The 18,407-nt window shown below is 61.8% G+C and carries 16 protein-coding genes; 7 read left to right on the top strand and 9 right to left on the bottom strand.

Translation table 11 applies throughout. From position 1 onward, the window contains the following. Positions 1–290 precede the first annotated feature (290 nt). Entirely contained in the window at positions 291–1,283 is a 993-nt protein-coding gene (locus TK06_RS19600) for a D-cysteine desulfhydrase (RefSeq protein WP_063323429.1), read from the bottom strand. 443 nt (positions 1,284–1,726) lie between these two features. Between TK06_RS19600 and betT the strand changes: the two genes are divergently transcribed. Further along, the gene (gene betT / locus TK06_RS19595; protein ID WP_203417443.1) at positions 1,727–3,691 is read left to right on the top strand and encodes a choline BCCT transporter BetT; all 1,965 of its coding nucleotides are present in this window, start codon (positions 1,727–1,729) and stop codon (positions 3,689–3,691) included. A gap of 12 nt (positions 3,692–3,703) precedes the next feature. On the opposite strand, the gene TK06_RS19590 is transcribed toward betT, so the two are convergent. Further along, on the bottom strand, positions 3,704–4,444 hold the full coding sequence (locus TK06_RS19590; protein WP_063323427.1) for an SDR family oxidoreductase: 741 nt from the start codon (positions 4,442–4,444) through the stop codon (positions 3,704–3,706). Positions 4,445–4,576: 132 nt separating this feature from the next. Between TK06_RS19590 and TK06_RS19585 the strand changes: the two genes are divergently transcribed. From TK06_RS19585 to mgrA, 4 genes are all read left to right on the top strand, one after another. Then, complete coding sequence (locus tag TK06_RS19585; RefSeq protein WP_063323426.1) at positions 4,577–5,467, top strand: LysR family transcriptional regulator; 891 nt, start codon at positions 4,577–4,579, stop codon at positions 5,465–5,467. Positions 5,468–5,595: 128 nt separating this feature from the next. Further along, complete coding sequence (locus TK06_RS19580; RefSeq protein WP_063323425.1) at positions 5,596–5,778, top strand: type II toxin-antitoxin system HicA family toxin; 183 nt, start codon at positions 5,596–5,598, stop codon at positions 5,776–5,778. A gap of 92 nt (positions 5,779–5,870) precedes the next feature. Beyond that, a complete protein-coding gene (locus tag TK06_RS19575) occupies positions 5,871–6,272 on the top strand; it encodes a type II toxin-antitoxin system HicB family antitoxin (protein ID WP_063325186.1) in 402 nt (133 codons plus the stop codon). Between the two features lie 60 nt (positions 6,273–6,332). Beyond that, entirely contained in the window at positions 6,333–7,370 is a 1,038-nt protein-coding gene (gene mgrA / locus TK06_RS19570) for an L-glyceraldehyde 3-phosphate reductase (protein WP_063323424.1), read from the top strand. A 158-nt stretch (positions 7,371–7,528) separates the two neighbouring features. Here mgrA and tauD read toward each other — a convergent pair whose 3' ends face one another. From tauD to TK06_RS19535, 7 genes are all read right to left on the bottom strand, one after another. Continuing rightward, a complete protein-coding gene (tauD, locus tag TK06_RS19565) occupies positions 7,529–8,371 on the bottom strand; it encodes a taurine dioxygenase (RefSeq protein ID WP_063323423.1) in 843 nt (280 codons plus the stop codon). 49 nt (positions 8,372–8,420) lie between these two features. After that, on the bottom strand, positions 8,421–9,260 hold the full coding sequence (gene tauC / locus TK06_RS19560; protein ID WP_063323422.1) for a taurine ABC transporter permease TauC: 840 nt from the start codon (positions 9,258–9,260) through the stop codon (positions 8,421–8,423). Beyond that, entirely contained in the window at positions 9,257–10,051 is a 795-nt protein-coding gene (tauB, locus tag TK06_RS19555; protein WP_063323421.1) for a taurine ABC transporter ATP-binding subunit, read from the bottom strand. Before tauB ends, tauC begins: the two co-directional genes overlap by 4 nt. Before the next feature lie 21 nt (positions 10,052–10,072). Then, the gene (gene tauA, locus TK06_RS19550; RefSeq protein ID WP_063323420.1) at positions 10,073–11,050 is read right to left on the bottom strand and encodes a taurine ABC transporter substrate-binding protein; all 978 of its coding nucleotides are present in this window, start codon (positions 11,048–11,050) and stop codon (positions 10,073–10,075) included. Positions 11,051–11,300: 250 nt separating this feature from the next. Next, entirely contained in the window at positions 11,301–12,884 is a 1,584-nt protein-coding gene (gene gshA, locus TK06_RS19545; protein WP_063323419.1) for a glutamate--cysteine ligase, read from the bottom strand. A 270-nt stretch (positions 12,885–13,154) separates the two neighbouring features. Further along, the gene (locus TK06_RS19540; RefSeq protein ID WP_014336033.1) at positions 13,155–13,538 is read right to left on the bottom strand and encodes a PaaI family thioesterase; all 384 of its coding nucleotides are present in this window, start codon (positions 13,536–13,538) and stop codon (positions 13,155–13,157) included. Continuing rightward, positions 13,538–15,862 (bottom strand): Tex family protein, encoded by a 2,325-nt coding sequence (locus tag TK06_RS19535; RefSeq protein WP_063323418.1) that lies wholly within the window; start codon positions 15,860–15,862, stop codon positions 13,538–13,540. The genes TK06_RS19540 and TK06_RS19535 overlap by 1 nt, the downstream gene beginning before the upstream one ends. A 355-nt stretch (positions 15,863–16,217) precedes the next feature. Between TK06_RS19535 and ompR the strand changes: the two genes are divergently transcribed. After that, positions 16,218–16,958: a two-component system response regulator OmpR gene (gene ompR, locus TK06_RS19530; RefSeq protein ID WP_003196691.1), complete on the top strand. Its 741-nt coding sequence runs from the start codon at positions 16,218–16,220 to the stop codon at positions 16,956–16,958. 114 nt (positions 16,959–17,072) lie between these two features. Further along, positions 17,073–18,386: an ATP-binding protein gene (locus TK06_RS19525; RefSeq protein WP_063323417.1), complete on the top strand. Its 1,314-nt coding sequence runs from the start codon at positions 17,073–17,075 to the stop codon at positions 18,384–18,386. The last annotated feature ends 21 nt before the right edge of the window (positions 18,387–18,407 follow it).

Here is an 18,407-nt window from a genome sequence, read left to right as displayed (position 1 = left end):
TCTTATGAAGAGGTTATTTGGCTGAGATAAGGCGTAGCCGCGATCCGAAAAGATTGCCACATCCTGCCTTAAAGCGGTTTGGGCGTCTCGCGGCAAATGCGCCTGCGGCGAGACTATAGGATGGCTTTTATAGATTGGAAAATAATATTAAATCAACTCTATATGCCTGTTTTGAATTTTTCCCTGTGGGAGCGAGCTTGCTCGCGATAGCAGTGGATCAGCCCAATTCCAATCAACTGACACACCCTCATCGCGAGCAAGCTCGCTCCCACATTAAGGCTTTTCTATCTTCAGAAGACTGCGTTATAGGCAAACAACGCCGGTGCGCCACCAGTGTGGAGGAAGATGATCGGGCCTTCGTCGAAACGGTCGCGACCCATGCCGTCGAGCAGGCCGGCCATGGCCTTGCCGGTGTAGACCGGATCGAGCAGCAGCCCTTCCTGGCTGGCCAGCAGCTTGACCGCCGCCAGTGTCCCGGCGTTGGGTTCGCCGTAGCGGGGGGCGAAATATTCGTCCCACAGGATCACTTTGAACGCTTCCGGAAGGTCGACTTCGAGCAACGCTGCCGTACGCTCGGCCAGGCCCTGGACCTTCGGAAACTGATCCTCCTCGCTGCGGGAAACGGTGACGCCAATGACCGGTAGTGCCGGCAGGCTTTCGCTCAACGCCAGTGCCAGGCCGCTGTGGGTCCCGGCACTGCCCGAGGCCAGTACCACGGCGGCGAATTCAATCCCGGTGTCTTTGATCTGCTCGGCCAGTTCCAGGCCGGCGCGCACATAACCCAGCGCGCCCAAGGCGTTCGAACCGCCAATCGGCACCAGATAGGGCTTTTTCCCGTTGCTGCGCAGGCGCCCGGCGAGGGCCTGTAGCTGCTCATCGGCGTTGTCCAGGTTGTCCACCAGCTCGACCTTGGCGTCGAACAATTCCAGCAGCAGCCGGTTGCCGTTGCCCAGGTAATTGCTGTCTTCGGTGCCGATGGGGTTTTCCAGCAAGGCCACGCAGCCCAGACCCAGTTTCGCGGCGAGGGCGGCGGTCTGGCGTACATGGTTGGACTGGATCGCCCCGGCGGTGATGAGGGTATCGGCGCCTTGGGCGATGGCATCGGCGGCCAGGTATTCGAGCTTGCGCAGCTTGTTGCCGCCCAGAGCCAGGGGCGTCAGGTCGTCGCGCTTGATGTAGATGTCCCGCCCGAGCCAGGTGGAGAGGCGGTCGAGTTTTTCCAGCGGTGTCGGATGGCCGAGCAGGTCGAGACGGTTAAAGCGAGACAGCTGTTCTTTGATCATGGGTCCGTACTGGTTGTAGGAGATGTCTGGACTATAGGCACGCGGATATTCAGGGGCAACCGGCAATCATTTGTTTGGAAGTAAACCGGCGACGGACAGGGAGTGACACATGATTTATGAACACCCCAAACCCTGTGGGAGCGAGCCTGCTCGCTCCCACAGGGTTTGTGTGGTGTCTGTTGAACACTGAACGAATACACACCAAGCAGCGTCTATCCTCCCACTGGCCTGCGTAGGAAACGCGCCGTTGAGCCCTGCGATTAGTCCTTAGCTGCCTATTCATGTTTAACTTGAACGTTCATTCAAGTTAAACCGTCGGTTTGCTGCCCGCTCACAATAAGGAGGCTTGCTTTTGCCGAGTCCGTTTTCGACCCTCGCTGTTTCTCTGCCCGGGGCCCTCGCCCATGAGTGCTTCGTCCCTGCCACCCAGCGGCCTGGTCCGCATGAACCCGCCGGTCTTTTACTTCGCCGCGACCTTCATCCTGCTGTTCGGCCTGGTGGTGATTGCCATGCCCGCACAGGCCGGCGCCTGGCTGCTGGCCGCGCAGAACTGGGCGGCCAATACGGTCGGCTGGTACTACATGCTCGCGATGACGCTGTATCTGGTCTTCGTGGTGGTCACCGCCTTGTCCGGCTACGGCAAGATCAAGCTCGGTGCCGACCACGACGAGCCCGAATTCAGTTATCTGTCCTGGGCCGGCATGCTGTTCGCCGCCGGCATCAGCATCACACTGTTTTTCTTCTGCGTGTCCGAGCCGCTGACCCACATGGTGCAGCCGCCCCAGGGCGAGGCTGGTGGTACCGCCGAGGCGGCGCGCCAGGCCATGCAGATCCTGTTCTTGCACTGGGGCCTGCACGGCTGGGGCGTTTTCGCGTTCGTCGGCATGGCCCTGGCGTATTTCGCCTACCGGCACAATTTGCCGCTGGCCCTGCGCTCGGCGTTGTACCCGCTGATTGGCAAGCGCATCAACGGCCCCATCGGCTATGCGGTGGACGGCTTTGGCATCATCGCGACCGTGTTTGGCCTCGGCGCGGACATGGGTTTTGGTGTGTTGCACCTCAACTCCGGGCTCGATTACCTGTTCGGCATCGCCCACACCCAGTGGATCCAGGTCGGCCTGATCGTGCTGATGATGGGCGCAGCGATCATCGTCGCCGTGGCCGGTGTCGACAAAGGCGTGCGGGTCATGTCCGACATCAACATGCTGCTGGCCTGCGCCTTGTTGTTGTTCGTGCTGTTCGCCGGGCCCACCCAGCATTTGCTCAACACGCTGATCCAGAACATCGGCGATTACCTCGGCGCCTTGCCGATGAAAAGTTTCGACCTGTACGCCTATGACAAACCCAGCGACTGGCTGGGCGGCTGGACGGTGTTCTATTGGGCCTGGTGGATCGCGTGGTCGCCGTTCGTGGGGCTGTTCATCGCACGGATTTCCCGTGGGCGCACCATTCGTGAGTTCGTGTTTGGTGTGCTGCTGATTCCCCTGGGTTTTACCCTGGCGTGGATGTCGATCTTCGGCAACAGCGCCATCGACCAGGTGCTGAACCATGGCATGAGTGCCCTGGGCATGTCCGCCCTGGAAAACCCATCGATGAGCCTTTACCTGCTGCTGGAAACCTATCCCTGGAGCAAGACCGTCATCGCGGTCACTGTGTTCATCAGCTTCGTGTTCTTCGTCACGTCCGCTGACTCCGGCACCGTGGTGCTGTCGACGTTGTCGGCCAAGGGCGGCAACCCCGACGAGGACGGGCCGAAGTGGCTGCGGGTGTTCTGGGGCGCAATGACTGCCCTGGTGACCAGCGCGTTGCTGTTCTCCGGCAGCATCGATGCCTTGAAATCGGCGGTGGTGCTGACGTCCTTGCCGTTCTCGTTGATTCTGCTGCTGATGATGTGGGGCCTGCACAAGGCGTTCTACCTGGAGTCCCAGAAGCAGATCGCGCAATTGCACTCCCTGGCGCCGGTGTCCGGTTCACGCCGGGGCACGGGCGGCTGGCGCCAACGCTTGAGCCAGGCGGTGCATTTTCCGTCCCGTGATGAGGTGTACCGCTTCCTCGACACCACGGTGCGCCCGGCCATTGAAGAAGTGACCGCAGTGTTCGTCGAAAAGGGCCTGACGGTGGTGACCCAGCCCGATCCGGCCAATGACAACGTCAGCCTGGAGATCGGCCACGGCGAGCAGCATCCGTTCATCTACCAGGTGCAGATGCGCGGCTACTTCACGCCGTCCTTCGCCCGCGGCGGCATGGGCTCCAAGGAACTCAACAACCGTCGTTACTACCGTGCCGAAGTGCACTTGAGCGAAGGCAGCCAGGATTACGACCTGGTGGGCTACACCAAGGAGCAAGTCATCAACGACATCCTCGACCAGTACGAGCGGCACCTGCAGTTCCTGCACCTGGTGCGCTGATCGGCCTGAGCCTCAGACCAGCCCGCCGTTGGCCCGCAGGATCTGCCCGTTCACCCACCCGGCGTCCGGGCCCACCAGGAAGGCGATGATGCGGGCGATGTCGTGCGGCTGGCCGAGGCGTTCCAGGGGCGGCATCTTGGCGTAGTGCTGCACCTGTTCCTCACTCTTGCCGTGCATGAACAGTTCGGTCGCGACCGGGCCGGGGGCCACGGCATTGACCGTGATCTGCCGACCGCGCAGTTCCTTGGCGAACACCTGGGTCAGGGATTCCACTGCGGCCTTGCTGGCGATGTACACCGAGTAGCCGGGCAGGTTCAGGCCCACGGTGCTGCTGGAAAAATTTACGATCCGGCCACCGTCATTCAAACGGGTCGCGGCCTCGCGCAGGGTGTTGAAGGTGCCACGGGTGTTGATGGCGAACGTCTGCTCGAACAGCTCGTCGCTGTGCTGCGCCAGGGGCATCACCTGGAGAATGCCGGCGTTGTTGATCAACACATCGACCTTGCCCAGCTGCGCTTCGGTTTCATCGAACATCCGCCGGACATCGGCGGCAGACGACACGTCCGCCTTGATCGCTATGGCCTGATGGCCAGCCTGACGCAATTGCACCACCAGTTTCGAGGCTTCGGTGGCGCTGTTGGCGTAGTTGATGGCGACGGCGAAACCTTCGCTGGCCAGTTGCTTGGCAATCTCTGCTCCGATGCCGCGAGAGGCGCCGGTCACGATGGCCACTTTCGAATTTTGAACAGTCATGTGAAGGGTTCCTTTGCTGTTGAGGCGTTGTGATTCGTTGGAGCCAGATTCACATGTTTACTCTTGGCGATAAATACACGAGAGTTGCCTTGACTATTCAATATCTTCCAACAATCGGCGGGCAGGATTCAGATGGACCAGGTCAAGGCGATGAGAGTGTTTGTCCGCATATACGAGCGCAGCAGCTTTACCCTGGCCGCTGAAGACTTGAATATGCCCCGGGCCACGCTGACCCATACGCTCAATCAATTCGAAGCCTGGCTGGGTGTTCGTTTGTTGGAGCGCAGCACCCGCAAGGTGCGCCCGACCCTCGACGGCGAAGCCTACTACCCGCGCTGCGTGCAATTGCTGGCTGAACTTGAAGAGGCCGAACTGGCGTTTCGCGGTGTGGCGCCCAAAGGCAAGCTGAGGGTGGACTTGCATGGCACCCAGGCCCGGTACTTCGTGATTCCGGCGTTACCACAGTTCATGGCTCGCTACCCTGAAATAGAACTGTTCATCAGCGAGGCGGATCGTTTCGTCGACCTGATTGCCGAGGGCGTCGATTGCGTGCTGCGCTCCGGTACGCTGGCGGATTCGTCATTGATCGGCCGACGTGTCGCCAATCTCCGGCAGATCACCTGTGCCAGCCCCGGTTACCTGCGCCAGTACGGCGAGCCGAAGAGCCTCGATGACCTGAAACATCACCGGGCGGTGAATTACGTCTCGCGGACCACCGCCAAACTCTATCCGTTTGAGTTCATGGTCGATGGCGAACTCAAGGAGGTAGCGATCGGGGGGACGTTGTCGGTGTCCGGTGCCGAAATCTACGCCGCCTCGGCCATCGCCGGCATGGGCTTGATCCAATGTCCGCATTACCGAATGGAAGAACCGATCCGGCAGGGGCTGATCCAGGAAGTCCTCACCGCCAACCCGCCGCCCTCCATGCCGGTGTCGGTGCTCTATCCCCACAACCGACACATGTCGCCACGGGTTCGCGTGTTCGTGGATTGGGTGGCGGAGGTGTTTGCGCAGGCGCGATGACCGAGTGGTGAGGGCGGTGCATGGGTTGGAGAGTTGAACTAATATTTTCTGGGGTGTGTATTGTGTGTATATGGGGTCTTTTTCGCAGCTAGAGTTTTCCGGCAGAGGTGTCGAATAAGGCAAAGGTGATGCGAAGTCGGGAAATGATCAGGAAGATCGAAGAGGACGGTTGGTATCGGGTGGCAGTCAAGGGTAGCCATCATCCGTACAAGCATTCCATCAAGGCTGGGAGGGTGACGATCAAGCCCCCTGACGCCGATCTGCCCAGAGGCACGATCAATAGCATATTGAAGCAGGCGGGCCTGAAATGAAGCCCATGACCGATTACGAAATCCCCGATGGGGATGCATTGTTATCAGACCGGTTGCTGCGGTTGCCGGATCTGAAGGAAGGATTCGTCCACATGAAATTTCCGGTCGTTCTGCACAAGGATGCCGATTCCGACTACGGAGTGACGGTCCCGGATGTACCGGGTTGTTTCTCCGCAGGAAGTACTGTGAGCCAGGCATTCGAAAATGTGAAAGAGGCGCTCTCGTTGCACTATGAAGGCTTGATAGCCGACGGCGAACCGCTGCCGCAGATCCATGAAATCGACGATCATCTCGACGATCCGCAATACGCCGGGGGGATATGGGGGGTGGTTGAGTTTGATGTCACGCCCTATTTCGGAAAGTCAGTGCGGTTCAACGCCACGCTGCCCGAGCAATTGCTTGAGCGCATCGACCAAACCGTGCGACGGGACCAGCGTTATAGCTCGCGTTCGGGTTTTCTGGCGGCGGCGGCCTTGCGCGAACTTTCAGCCTGACCGAGGCGTCTGTGAAATGTTAGCGTCTGTCACCCGCCGTCCGAACAGAGAGCCTTTTCGATGACCTACACCGCTGCGCAAAACCGCTACGAGTCCATTCCTTACCGCCGCGTCGGTCGCAGCGGGCTGGTGCTGCCGGCGTTGTCGCTGGGGTTGTGGCACAACTTTGGCGACAGCACGCCCATCGATACCCAGCGCGCCTTGCTGCGCACGGCATTCGACCTGGGCATCAACCACTTCGACCTGGCCAACAACTACGGCCCGCCCTACGGCAGCGCCGAGATCAATTTCGGCCGGTTGCTGCGCGAAGATTTCAAGCAGTACCGCGATGAGTTGATCATCTCCAGCAAGGCCGGTTGGGACATGTGGCCGGGCCCATACGGTCAGGGCGGTGGCTCGCGCAAATACGTGCTCGCCAGCCTCGACCAGAGCCTGCAACGCCTGGGGCTCGACTATGTGGACATCTTCTATTCCCACCGTTTCGACCCCGACACCCCACTGGAAGAAACCGCCAGCGCATTGGCCACTGCCGTACAGCAGGGCAAGGCGTTGTACATTGGCATTTCCTCGTATTCCGGGGTGAAGACCCGGGAAATGGCGGCGTTGCTCAAAGAGTGGAAAGTCCCGCTGCTGATCCACCAGCCGGCCTACAACCTGCTCAACCGCTGGGTGGAGAGAGACCTGCTGGACGCCACCGACGAACTGGGTACCGGTGTGATCGCTTTTACGCCACTGGCCCAGGGCCTGTTGACCGACAAGTACCTCAAGGGCGTTCCGGCCGATGCGCGGGTGAACCGTCCGGGCGGCGGCTCTTTGCAGGCTTCGCACCTGTCGGAGGAAAACATCGCCCATGTACGCGCCCTCAATGAGATCGCCCAGCGGCGCGGCCAGAGCCTGGCACAAATGGCCCTGGCCTGGACCCTGCGCGATCCCCGGGTCACTTCCGCCCTGATCGGCGCCAGCCGGCCGGAGCAGATCGTCGAGAACGTCGGAGCCTTGCAGAACCTGAACTTCAGCGCTGAAGAACTGGCCGAGATCGATCGGTTTGCCCAGGAAGGCGGAATCAATCTTTGGGAAAAGCCTTCGTCGGCGGAATAACACAAACCCCTGTGGCGAGGGAGCTTGCTCCCGCTCGACTGCGCAGCAGTCGCAAAAACCTCGCCCACTGTTTTTTCCTGATGCGCCGTGTTGAATGGATTGGGGCTGCTACGCAGCCCAGCGGGAGCAAGCTCCCTCGCCACAGGTAAGTGGTGCGTTCAGCGAAAAAACGGCACATCCCCCAACACCGTCGCCCGGTGCATCACTCGGCGGGCGGGGCGGTAGTCATCCACGGCAAAGTGTTGGGTGACGCGGTTGTCCCAGAACGCCACGTCGTTGACCTGCCAGCGCCAGCGCAGGGTGAACTCCGGGCGGGTGGCGTGGGCGAAGAGCAGTTTCAGGATCACCTCGCTTTCGGTTTCCGACAGCTCGTTGATCCGTGTCGTGAAGCCTTCATTGACGAACAGCGACCGTCGCCCGCTCACCGGATGAGTGCGGATCACCGGATGGGACAGCGGTGGGTTTTTTCGCCGTGCCTCTTCCCAGCGCGCCAGGTCTTCGGCGGTGTTGCCAAACCGTTCCAATGGAAAGGACCGGGTGAAATCGTGGGTCGCTGTCAGGCCTTCCAGCAAGCGCTTCAATGGCGCCGACAAGGCTTCGTAAGCCGCGATGCCACTGGCCCACAACGTATCGCCGCCAAATGCCGGCAGCAGTTTGGCGCTGAGCACCGCGCCCATGGCCGGCGTCGGGAGAAAGGTCACGTCGGTGTGCCACACGGCGTTGTCGCGCACATCGGTGACGGCGGTGTCGAGCACCAATACTTCGGGCTGCTCCGGTACGTTGGGGTAGATCGGGTGAATGTGCAGGTCGCCAAAATACGCGGCGAAACGCGCTTGTTGCGTTGGGTCGATCGGTTGGTCGCGAAAGAACAACACCTGATGCGTGAGCAGGACCTGCTCAATGGTCGTGCGATGTTCCTGGCTCAGCGGCTGGCTGATATCGATCCCACTGATCTGAGCGCCGAGGGCAGTGCTCAATGGCGTAATGGTTGGGCGGTTCATCGCAATGTTCTCGGTCTGGGCGCCGAAGGGTCGGCGTGGTCATTGGGTATCAATGGGCCTGGCCGTGCCACGGCACCAGTTTGCGTTGCAGGGCGCGCAGGCCCATTTCCATGGCGAAAGCGATCAGTGCGATCACCAGGATTCCCAGCACCACCACGTCGGTAACCAGGAACTGCGCCGCTGACTGCACCATGAACCCCAGGCCGCTGGTGGCGGCGATCAGTTCGGCGGCCACCAGCGTCGACCAACCCACGCCCAGGCCAATGCGAATGCCGGTGAGGATGTCCGGCAAGGCACTGGGCACGATCACGTGGCGAATCAACTGGGCCCGGGTGGCGCCCAACGATTGCGCAGCGCGTAGCTTGGCCCGGTCGACAGTGCGCACACCGGTGGCGGTGGCGATGGCAATCGGGGCGAAGATCGCCAGGTAGATCAGCAGGACCTTCGACAACTCGCCGATGCCGCACCAGATCACGATCAACGGCAAGTACGCCAACGGCGGAATTGGCCGGTAGAACTCGATCAACGGGTCGAGCACGCCGCGAGCGATGCGGTTGGCGCCAATGGCGATGCCCACCGGCACTGCCGTCAGCACGGCGAACAACAGGCCCAGGCCGATGCGTTCAAGGCTGGCGGCCAGGTGCTGCCAGAGGGTCGAGTCCATGTAGCCGCTGGTCGCCAGCAGCCAACCTTTTTGCAGCACGGCAGACGGCGAGGGCAGGAACAGCGGTTCAATCAGGCCGCTGGCGGTGACGGCCCACCAGACCGCCAGCAGTGCGATCAGGGTCAAGCCGCTGATCCAGCGCGTACTCAGGCTGGGCCTTAAGCCCTCGGCCGGGCGCTTGCTCGTCGTTTCACTGACGACGGCGGGGATTTCGTAGCTGCTCATGCGCGCTCCTGTGGCCGAGTGGCGCTGCGTTGGGAGAACACCTTGGCAAGCACATGCTCGCGGGTTTCGATAAAGCGCGGGTCGGACTTGATCGACCGCGCCGATTCCCCGGCGCCGTAGCGCTGGCCGAAATCCAGGCTTAGACGCTCGACGATCTGCCCCGGATTGGGCGCCAGCAAAATCAAGTCGGTGGCGAGGAAGACCGCTTCTTCAATGTCATGGGTAATCAGGAATACCGGTTTGGCGGTGCGCTGCCAGACTTGCAGCAATAGTTCCTGCATCTGCTCGCGGGTGAAGGCGTCCAGCGCGCCGAACGGTTCGTCCATCAGCAGCACGCGAGGGTCGGCCGCCAATGCCCGGGCCAGGCCGACGCGTTGCTTCTGGCCGCCGGAGAGCTGCCAGATACGGCGGTGCTCGAAACCGGCCAGGTCCACCAGGGCAAGCATTTCCCGGGCGCGAGCCTCGCGTTTTTCCTTGGGGATGCCGGCCAGTTCCAGGCCGAACCCAACGTTTGCCAGCACGTCCTGCCACGGCAGCAGCGCATCGTCCTGGAACACCACGCCGCGTTCGGCGCCCGGGCCCTTGACCGGCCTGCCGTCGAGAGTGATCTGCCCGGCGCTGGGCTCGACGAACCCGGCAATCAGGTTCAACAGCGATGTCTTGCCACTGCCCGACGGACCGAGGGCAACCAGCAATTGCTGGGGCCCCAGGGTCAGTGAAATATCCGCCAGCACAGGTTCCGCCGCGCCGGGGTACTGTGCGCTGATGCGCTCCAGCTGGAGCAAGGCCATTGCGTGTCTCCTTTTTTTCGCTCAACGAGCAATGTATTTGGCACTGACGTAAGGCGCGTAGTCCGGCAGCACGGCGTCGACCTTGCCTTGCTCCTTGAGGAACGCTGCGGTGTCGGTGATGGCTTGGGTGGTCGGTGCGCCGAGGCTCACGACCTGATCGGCCGCCAGGGGAAAGACGTTGCCTTGCAGCAACAGCGGGATATCGCTGGCCTTGGCGCCGGAGAGCTTCACCAGTTTGTCGACATTGGATGCATCGGCCAGCCAGGCTTGTGGGTCCTTGCGGTATTGGGCGTAGGCATCCAGGGTCACTTTGGCGAAGGCTGTGACAATTTCAGGGTGCTTCTGGGCGAAGTCCTTGCGCACAATCCAGGCGTCGAAGGTCGGGGCGCCGAACTTGGCCAGCTCCGCCGAGGTGATCAGGACCTTGCCGTTTTCCTTGGCTACGCCCAGGGCCGGGTCCCAGACGTAGGTGGCGTCGATGTCACCGCGCTTCCAGGCGGCGATGATGGCCGGTGGCGCCAGGTTGAGTACGGTGACTTTCGACGGGTCGATGTTCCAGTGCTTCAACGCGGCGAGCAGGCTGTAGTGCCCGGTGGACACGAATGGCACGGCGATTTTCTTGCCGATCAGGTCTTGTGGGGAATTGATGCCCGAACCGTCACGAACCACCAAGGCTTCGGCGGCACCGATCTGGGTGGCGATGAGGAAGGTTTCCACCGGGACCTTGCGGGTGATGGCCGCCGTCAACGGGCTGGAACCGAGGTAGCCGATCTGCACGTCGCCCGAGGCGATGGCGGTGATGACATCGGCGCCGTTATCGAACTTGCGCCAGTCGATCTTGGCTTGGGTGGCTTTTTCATAGGCGCCATCGGCCTGGGCGACCTTGGCCGGGTCGACGGTGGTCTGGTAGGCGACGGTCAGGTCGGCTGCCTGGACAAAAAAGCTGGTGACGGCCAGGGAGGCGGCCGCGAGAAGGCGAAGGGGGAAACGCAAAGACATGGGAAAGCTCCTCAACAGGCCGCCGGATGTTCGGCGTTGAAGGAGACTAAATGATCTAAGAATTGTAAAATAAATAACTTTTTCGAATGAGCTTATTTTCGAAAAAATCTATTGAAGATGGCTAAGCCCCCCGTGGCGAGGGAGCTTGCTCCCGCTGGGCTGCGCAGCAGGCCCCATTTTTACGACTGCTGCGCAGCCGAGCGGGAGCAAGCTCCCTCGCCACAAGAGCATCCCCGTCAAAGAAGGATGATCAGTTACTGATCGCCAAAATGCTCGCCTGATACGAACCCACGAACACATCGAAATCGCCGACCTCGTTCTGTTCCAGCTCAGCTTGCTGGACCAGCGACTCGCGCGCGGCGTCTTCGAAGGCCGCCTGCTCCTGGGCGGGCAACGGCTCGGCGCGGAAGAACTCGGCGTGGGCCTTGCTTTGGCGCAGCGAGAACTGGGCAAAGCTTTCCTGATGTTCGGCCATGGCGGCCAGCACCTGGGCGGAGGGCGTCAGGGACGGGTCGCGGACTTTCGCCAGTTGTGCGTCCAGCGCCTGGCGGTGGGCATCGCCACCTTGGCTCTGGTCGAGCAGCGCGGCCAACGGTGCGATTTTTTCCAGCAATTCGACGGCCCAGGCCTGCATGTCCACCGCTTGACCCTGACGCTGCAATTGCAGGCCAGGCTTGCGGCCTTCCTTGACCACGGTCAGGAAGTTGCTCGTGGCGTTGCCGCATTCGTTGTTTTCCAACTGCGGGCTGTCATTGAGGCCGCAATACAGCAGGAACGCATCGAGGAATCGCGACTCGGTGAGGTCGATGCCCATCGGCAGGAACGGGTTGATGTCCAGGCAACGCACTTCGACGTACTGGATACCCCGGGCCATCAAGGCCTGGATCGGCCGCTCGCCGGTGTAGGTCACGCGTTTGGGGCGGATGTTGGAGTAGTACTCGTTTTCGATCTGCAGGATGTTGGTATTGAGCTGCACCCACTCGCCGTTCTGGTGAGTGCCGACTTCGACGTACGGCGCATAAGGCGTCGCCACCGCTTTGCGCAGGCTGTCGGTGTAGCTGGCCAGGTCGTTGTAGCAAGGCGTGAGGCCGGCCTGGGCGTTGCTCTGGTAACCCAGGTCGCTCATGCGCAGGCTGGTAGCGTAGGGCAGGTACAGGGTGTCCGGGTCCAGTTGCTCCAACTGGTGCGGGCGACCCCGCAGGAAACCGGCGTCCAGGGCCGGCGAGGCACCGAACAGGTACATCAGCAACCAGCTGTAGCGGCGGAAATTGCGGATCAGCGCGATGTAGGCCGACGACTGGAAATCACGGTCGCTGGCCTCGACGCCTTCGGCCTGCCGGAGCAGGGGCCAGAGCTTCTCAGGCAGAGAAAAGTTGTAGTGGATCCCGGCAATGCATTGCATGGTCTTGCCGTAGCGCAGGGCCAGGCCCTTGCGATAGACGTACTTGAGACGACCGATGTTCGAGGTGCCGTAATACGCGATCGGGATGTCCTCTTCCGCCGGCAGTGGGCACGGCATCGAAGGGCTCCATAGGTACTCGTCGTCGAGTTTGCTGTAGGCAAACCGATGGATCTTGTCGAGGCTGCGCAGGGTATCGGCGGGTTTGGTCAGGGCTGGCGTGATGAACTCCAGCAGCGACTCGGAATAGTCGGTAGTGATCTGTTCGTTGGTCAACGCCGAGCCCAGGGCCTTGGGATGCGGGGTCTGCGCCAAATGCCCATCGCCAGTGACGCGCAGGCATTCGCGCTCGATTCCGTGCAGGCACTGTTCGAGCAGGGAGAGGTTGGCGCGCTCGCCGAGCAGGGCCAGGCGGCGGTTTAAAAGGTCGCTCAAGTTGAATTCCTTCACGCGTCAGTCGCCCCAATATGGGGGTGGGCAAGACGGTCTACAAGGGGGAAGTTGAAACTGGCGTTTTCGCCTGGTTTTCGTGCCAAAAGCTAGCCACCGCAACCCCACTGTGGGAGCGAGCTTGCTCGCGATGGCGGTGGATCAGCAACGTTGATCTTGACTGACCCTGTGCTATCGCGAGCAAGCTCGCTCCCACAGGAAAGCCCGACACCGCATTTCGTGGCGTCGAAATTAACTCAAATCGATGACCGGGAGCTATAGGACAGCGAACGTGCCTTGCGCTTTTGCGACCAGTTTGTCGCCTTGCATCACCTCGGCTTCGACCACCAGCGTGCGCCGGCCGGGGTGGATGACCCGGGCGGTGCACAACACGTCGCCGTCGGACACGGCGCGGATGTAGTTGATCTTGCATTCGATGGTCGCGCTCTGCTGGTCAAAGCCGTGGACACTGGAGCAGGCCAGCCCCATGGCGATGTCCACCAGGCTGAACAGCGCGCCGCCGTGCAGCTTGCCGCCGCGATTGCGCAGCGGCGGCTCAAGGCTCAGGGCGACTTGCGCCACCCCGTCCCCAAGGCTGTGCAGACGGCAGCCGAGCAGCTTGAAAAAAGCGCTCTCCACCAACCCGGCTGGCACGTCCATCAGCGTTTCTTCAACTGCTTGGCGTTGGCGAACAACGAAGCCATGGCGTTGTTCGTCGGTGCTGCGGTGGCGCTTTCCTTGCGCGGCGCGGTGTTTTGCGTCTGGCGTGGTGTCGAGCCAGGACGCGCACCACGGGCACCGTCGACTTTCTCGCCCGGCGTGTCGCTCATGCGCATCGACAGGCCAACGCGTTTGCGCGGGATGTCGACTTCCATGACCTTCACTTTCACCACATCACCGGCCTTGACCGCTTCGCGCGGGTCCTTGATGAACTTCTCGGACAACGCCGAGATGTGTACCAGGCCGTCCTGGTGCACGCCGATGTCGACGAAGGCGCCGAAGTTGGTGACGTTGGTTACCACGCCTTCGAGGATCATGCCCGGTTGCAGGTCCTTGAGGTCTTCGACGCCGTCCTGGAACTCGGCGGTCTTGAACTCGGGGCGCGGGTCGCGGCCCGGTTTTTCCAGTTCCTGGAGGATGTCGGTGACAGTGGGCAGGCCGAAGGTTTCGTCGGTGAATTTCTTCGGGTCCAGGCGCTTGAGGAACGCGGCGTCGCCGATCAGCGAACGGATGTCGCGGTCGGTCTGGGCGGCGATGCGTTGTACCAGCGGGTAGGCTTCAGGGTGGACAGCGGAGGAGTCCAGCGGGTTATCGCCGTTCATCACCCGCAGGAAGCCGGCGGCCTGTTCGAAGGTCTTTTCACCCAGGCGCGGCACTTTCTTCAACGCGGCGCGGGTCTTGAACGCGCCGTGTTCGTCACGGTGGGTGACGATGTTCTGCGCCAGCGTGGCGTTCAGGCCGGAGATCCGCGCCAGCAGCGCCACCGAAGCGGTGTTCACGTCCACGCCCACGGCGTTCACGCAATCTTCCACCACGGCGTCCAGGCCGCGCGCCAGTTTCAGTTGGGAAACGTCGTGTTGGTACTGGCCGACACCGATGGATTTCGGGTCGATCTTCACCAACTCCGCCAATGGGTCTTGCAGGCGACGGGCGATGGACACCGCGCCACGGATCGATACGTCCAGGTCCGGGAACTCCTTGGAGGCCAGTTCCGACGCCGAATAAACCGAAGCGCCTGCTTCGGAAACCATCACCTTGGTCATTTTCATGGCCGGGTATTTCTTGATCAGCTCGGCGGCCAGCTTGTCGGTCTCGCGGCTGGCGGTGCCGTTGCCGATGGCGATCAGGTCCACCGAATGCTTGGCACACAGGGCGGCGAGCACGGCGAGGGTCTGGTCCCATTTGTTGTGCGGCACGTGCGGGTAGACCGTGGCGTGGTCCAGCAGCTTGCCGGTGGAGTCCACCACTGCGACCTTGCAGCCGGTGCGCAGGCCCGGGTCCAGGCCCAGGGTGGCGCGGGGGCCGGCCGGTGCGGCCAGCAGCAGGTCATGCAGGTTGTGGGCGAACACGTTGATCGCCTCGGTCTCGGCGTTATCGCGCAACTCGCCCAGCAGGTCGGTTTCCAGGTGGGTGTAGAGCTTGACCTTCCAAGTCCAGCGCACCACTTCGGCCAGCCATTTGTCGGCGGCGCGGTTCTGGTTCTGGATGCCGAATTGCTGGCCGATCATGCCTTCGCACGGGTGCATGGTGCCTGGCAGTTCATCGCCGACCTTCAGTGCGGAGCTGAGGATGCCTTCGTTGCGACCCCGGAAAATCGCCAGGGCGCGGTGGGACGGCATGCTCTTGAGCGGTTCGTCGTGTTCGAAGTAGTCGCGGAACTTCGCGCCTTCCTCTTCCTTGCCGGCGATCACCCGGGCGCTGAGGGTGGCTTCCTGCTTGAGGTAGTTACGTAGTTTTTCCAACAGGTTGGCGTCTTCGGCGAAACGCTCCATGAGAATGTACTTGGCGCCTTCCAGCGCCGCTTTCACGTCCGCCACGCCTTTTTCGGCATCGACGAAGCGCGCGGCTTCGGTTTCCGGGGCCAGGGTCGGGTCGTTGAACAGGCCGTCGGCCAGCTCGCCGAGGCCGGCTTCCAGGGCGATCTGGCCCTTGGTGCGGCGCTTTTGCTTGTAGGGCAGGTACAAGTCTTCGAGACGAGTCTTGGTGTCGGCCAGCTTGATGTCGCGCTCGAGTTGCGGGGTCAGCTTGCCCTGCTCCTGGATGCTGGCCAGGATACTGATGCGCCGTTCGTCGAGTTCTCGCAGGTAGCGCAGGCGTTCTTCCAGATGCCGCAATTGGGTGTCATCGAGGCTGCCGGTCACTTCTTTCCGGTAACGGGCGATGAAAGGCACCGTGGAGCCTTCATCGAGTAGCGCGACGGCCGCTTCGACCTGTTGTGGGCGTACACCGAGTTCCTCGGCGATGCGGCTGTTGATGCTGTCCATAAAACCACCTGACAAATTGTGAAATCAGGCTCGCCACCGCAGAAGCAGGGCTCGGCGAGACTGGTTGAGCGGCCTGGCATGCGCCGCTGCCTGGGTCAAAAGGCTGCCTGTTGACCCGCGAAATTCAAAAAGTTGCCTTGCCAAGGCTGAAAAAATGGCACGCCGGGTCACGATCCGACATTCCCTGGCACAAAAGGCCGCGCATTATAACCAGCGTTCTGTCCTGAGGGGGGGACATGGTCTGTAGGCTTGATACCCGGATTTGTGGTGATAGAGGAAAAATCTGCTAACAATGCACACGGTGCGTATAACGGCAGCTAGGCCATAATGCGCGCCGAGATCAAAGGAGCTTCCTATGAGCAGCACTGCACAAACTGCTGAAGGCGAAAAAATTCTTATTGTTGACGACGATCCGGGGCTGAGCAGCTTGCTGGAACGCTTTTTCGTCAGCAAGGGCTACCGCGCCCGCACCGTACCGAATACCGAGCAAATGGATCGGTTGCTGGCCCGTGAAGTGTTCAACCTGGTGGTGCTCGACCTGATGCTGCCCGGTGAAGACGGCCTGACCGCCTGCCGCCGCTTGCGCGGCGCCAACAACCAGATCCCGATCATCATGCTCACCGCCAAGGGCGACGAGCTTAGTCGTATCAAGGGCCTTGAACTGGGCGCCGACGATTACCTGGCCAAGCCGTTCAACCCCGACGAGCTGATGGCCCGCGTCAAGGCGGTGCTGCGTCGCCAGTCGGCGCCGGTGCCTGGCGCGCCGGGCAGCGAAGACGAAAGCGTGACCTTCGGCGACTACGAACTGTCCCTGGCCACCCGTGAGCTCAAGCGCGGCGATGAGGTCCACATGCTCACCACGGGCGAGTTCGCCGTGCTCAAGGCCCTGGTGATGAACGCCCGCCAGCCGCTGACCCGCGACAAGCTGATGAACCTGGCCCGTGGTCGTGAATGGGATGCGCTGGAGCGCTCCATTGACGTGCAGATTTCCCGTCTGCGCCGGATGATCGAACCCGATCCTTCCAAGCCGCGGTACATCCAGACCGTCTGGGGCGTGGGTTACGTGTTCGTACCGGATGGCGCCGCCAGCAAGTGATCGGCGATTTGTAGGAGCGGGTGGCCTGGCCGGTTGAAATGTCTTCTTCCAGGCGACTCGCGGTCTGTCATTGTGCGAGCATCGCTCGCTCCTGCAAGTGTGTAGCGGTTATTCATGAAAACCCCCGTTTGGTTCCCCCAGAGTTTCTTCTCCCGCACCCTCTGGCTGGTGCTGATCGTCGTGCTCTTCTCCAAGGCACTGACGCTGGTGTACCTGCTGATGAACGAAGACGTGCTCGTGGACCGGCAGTACAGCCACGGCGTTGCCTTGACCTTGCGGGCCTATTGGGCTGCCGACGAAACCAATCGAGCGAAAATCGCCGAAGCCGCGACCCTGATCCGCGTCGTCGGTGCCGGCGTGCCGGAGGGCGAGCAGCACTGGCCCTACAGCGAGATCTATCAACGCCAGATGCAGGCCGAACTGGGCGCCGATACCGAGGTGCGCTTGCGCATGCATTCGCCGCCAGCGCTATGGGTGCGGGCCCCGAGCCTGGGGGATGGCTGGCTGAAAGTGCCGTTGTACCCGCATCCGCTGCGCGGTCAGAAAATCTGGAACGTGCTCGGCTGGTTCCTGGCCATCGGCCTGCTGTCCACGGCATCGGCGTGGATCTTCGTCAGCCAGCTCAACCAACCCTTGAAACGCCTGGTCTACGCCGCCCGCCAACTAGGCCAGGGGCGTAGCGTGCGGCTGCCCATCAGCGATACGCCCAGCGAGATGACCGAGGTCTACCGTGCCTTCAACCAGATGGCCGAGGATGTCGAACAGGCCGGGCGCGAGCGTGAGTTGATGCTCGCGGGTGTCTCCCATGACTTGCGTACGCCGCTGACCCGGCTGCGGTTGTCGCTGGAGTTGATGGGCGAGCACACCGACTTGACTGACGAGATGGTCCGCGACATCGAGGACATGGACGCGATTCTCGACCAGTTCCTGGCGTTCATTCGCGACGGTCGTGACGAGTCTGTGGAAGAGGTGGACCTCAGTGAATTGGTGCGGGAGGTGGCTGCGCCCTATAACCAGAATGACGAAAAAGTGCACCTGCGCCTGGAGCCGATCCAGCCCTTCCCCCTGCGCCGGGTGTCGATGAAGCGCTTGTTGAACAACCTGATTGGCAATGCGCTGAACCACGCTGGCACCGGCGTCGAAGTCGCGGCCTATGTCTCCGGTGACACCAGCGCGCCTTACGTGGTGCTGAGCGTCATGGACCGAGGCGCCGGCATCGATCCCTCTGAGCTGGAAGCCATTTTCAACCCGTTCACTCGCGGCGATCGCGCCCGGGGCGGGAAGGGTACTGGGCTGGGCTTGGCCATCGTCAAGCGCATCGCCTCGATGCACGGCGGCAACGTCGAACTGCGCAATCGCGCCGGTGGTGGGCTGGAAGCGCGGGTGCGGTTGCCGTTGGGGCTGATGCTGCCAAGGGATGCGGTATAGGGGCAGCTGCAAGCCGCGAGC

Origin of the sequence: Pseudomonas fluorescens (assembly GCF_001623525.1) — a bacterium.
In the GTDB taxonomy this organism is placed as follows: Bacteria; Pseudomonadota; Gammaproteobacteria; order Pseudomonadales; family Pseudomonadaceae; genus Aquipseudomonas; species Aquipseudomonas fluorescens_Q.
The sequence above is the reverse complement of the archived record's forward strand: the minus strand, read 5'-3'. Positions and strand labels throughout refer to the sequence as shown.

Coding starts and splice junctions, on each gene's coding strand:
- betT (WP_203417443.1), top strand. CDS start 1,727: ATGAACCCGCCGGTCTTTTACTTCGCCGCGACCTTCATCCTGCTGTTC.
- TK06_RS19580 (WP_063323425.1), top strand. CDS start 5,596: ATGCGAAGTCGGGAAATGATCAGGAAGATCGAAGAGGACGGTTGGTAT.
- tauB (WP_063323421.1), bottom strand. CDS start 10,051: ATGGCCTTGCTCCAGCTGGAGCGCATCAGCGCACAGTACCCCGGCGCG.
- tauC (WP_063323422.1), bottom strand. CDS start 9,260: ATGAGCAGCTACGAAATCCCCGCCGTCGTCAGTGAAACGACGAGCAAG.
- ompR (WP_003196691.1), top strand. CDS start 16,218: ATGAGCAGCACTGCACAAACTGCTGAAGGCGAAAAAATTCTTATTGTT.
- TK06_RS19535 (WP_063323418.1), bottom strand. CDS start 15,862: ATGGACAGCATCAACAGCCGCATCGCCGAGGAACTCGGTGTACGCCCA.
- tauD (WP_063323423.1), bottom strand. CDS start 8,371: ATGAACCGCCCAACCATTACGCCATTGAGCACTGCCCTCGGCGCTCAG.
- TK06_RS19525 (WP_063323417.1), top strand. CDS start 17,073: ATGAAAACCCCCGTTTGGTTCCCCCAGAGTTTCTTCTCCCGCACCCTC.
- tauA (WP_063323420.1), bottom strand. CDS start 11,050: ATGTCTTTGCGTTTCCCCCTTCGCCTTCTCGCGGCCGCCTCCCTGGCC.
- TK06_RS19575 (WP_063325186.1), top strand. CDS start 5,871: ATGAAATTTCCGGTCGTTCTGCACAAGGATGCCGATTCCGACTACGGA.
- TK06_RS19540 (WP_014336033.1), bottom strand. CDS start 13,538: ATGGACGTGCCAGCCGGGTTGGTGGAGAGCGCTTTTTTCAAGCTGCTC.
- TK06_RS19590 (WP_063323427.1), bottom strand. CDS start 4,444: ATGACTGTTCAAAATTCGAAAGTGGCCATCGTGACCGGCGCCTCTCGC.
- TK06_RS19585 (WP_063323426.1), top strand. CDS start 4,577: ATGGACCAGGTCAAGGCGATGAGAGTGTTTGTCCGCATATACGAGCGC.
- TK06_RS19600 (WP_063323429.1), bottom strand. CDS start 1,283: ATGATCAAAGAACAGCTGTCTCGCTTTAACCGTCTCGACCTGCTCGGC.
- mgrA (WP_063323424.1), top strand. CDS start 6,333: ATGACCTACACCGCTGCGCAAAACCGCTACGAGTCCATTCCTTACCGC.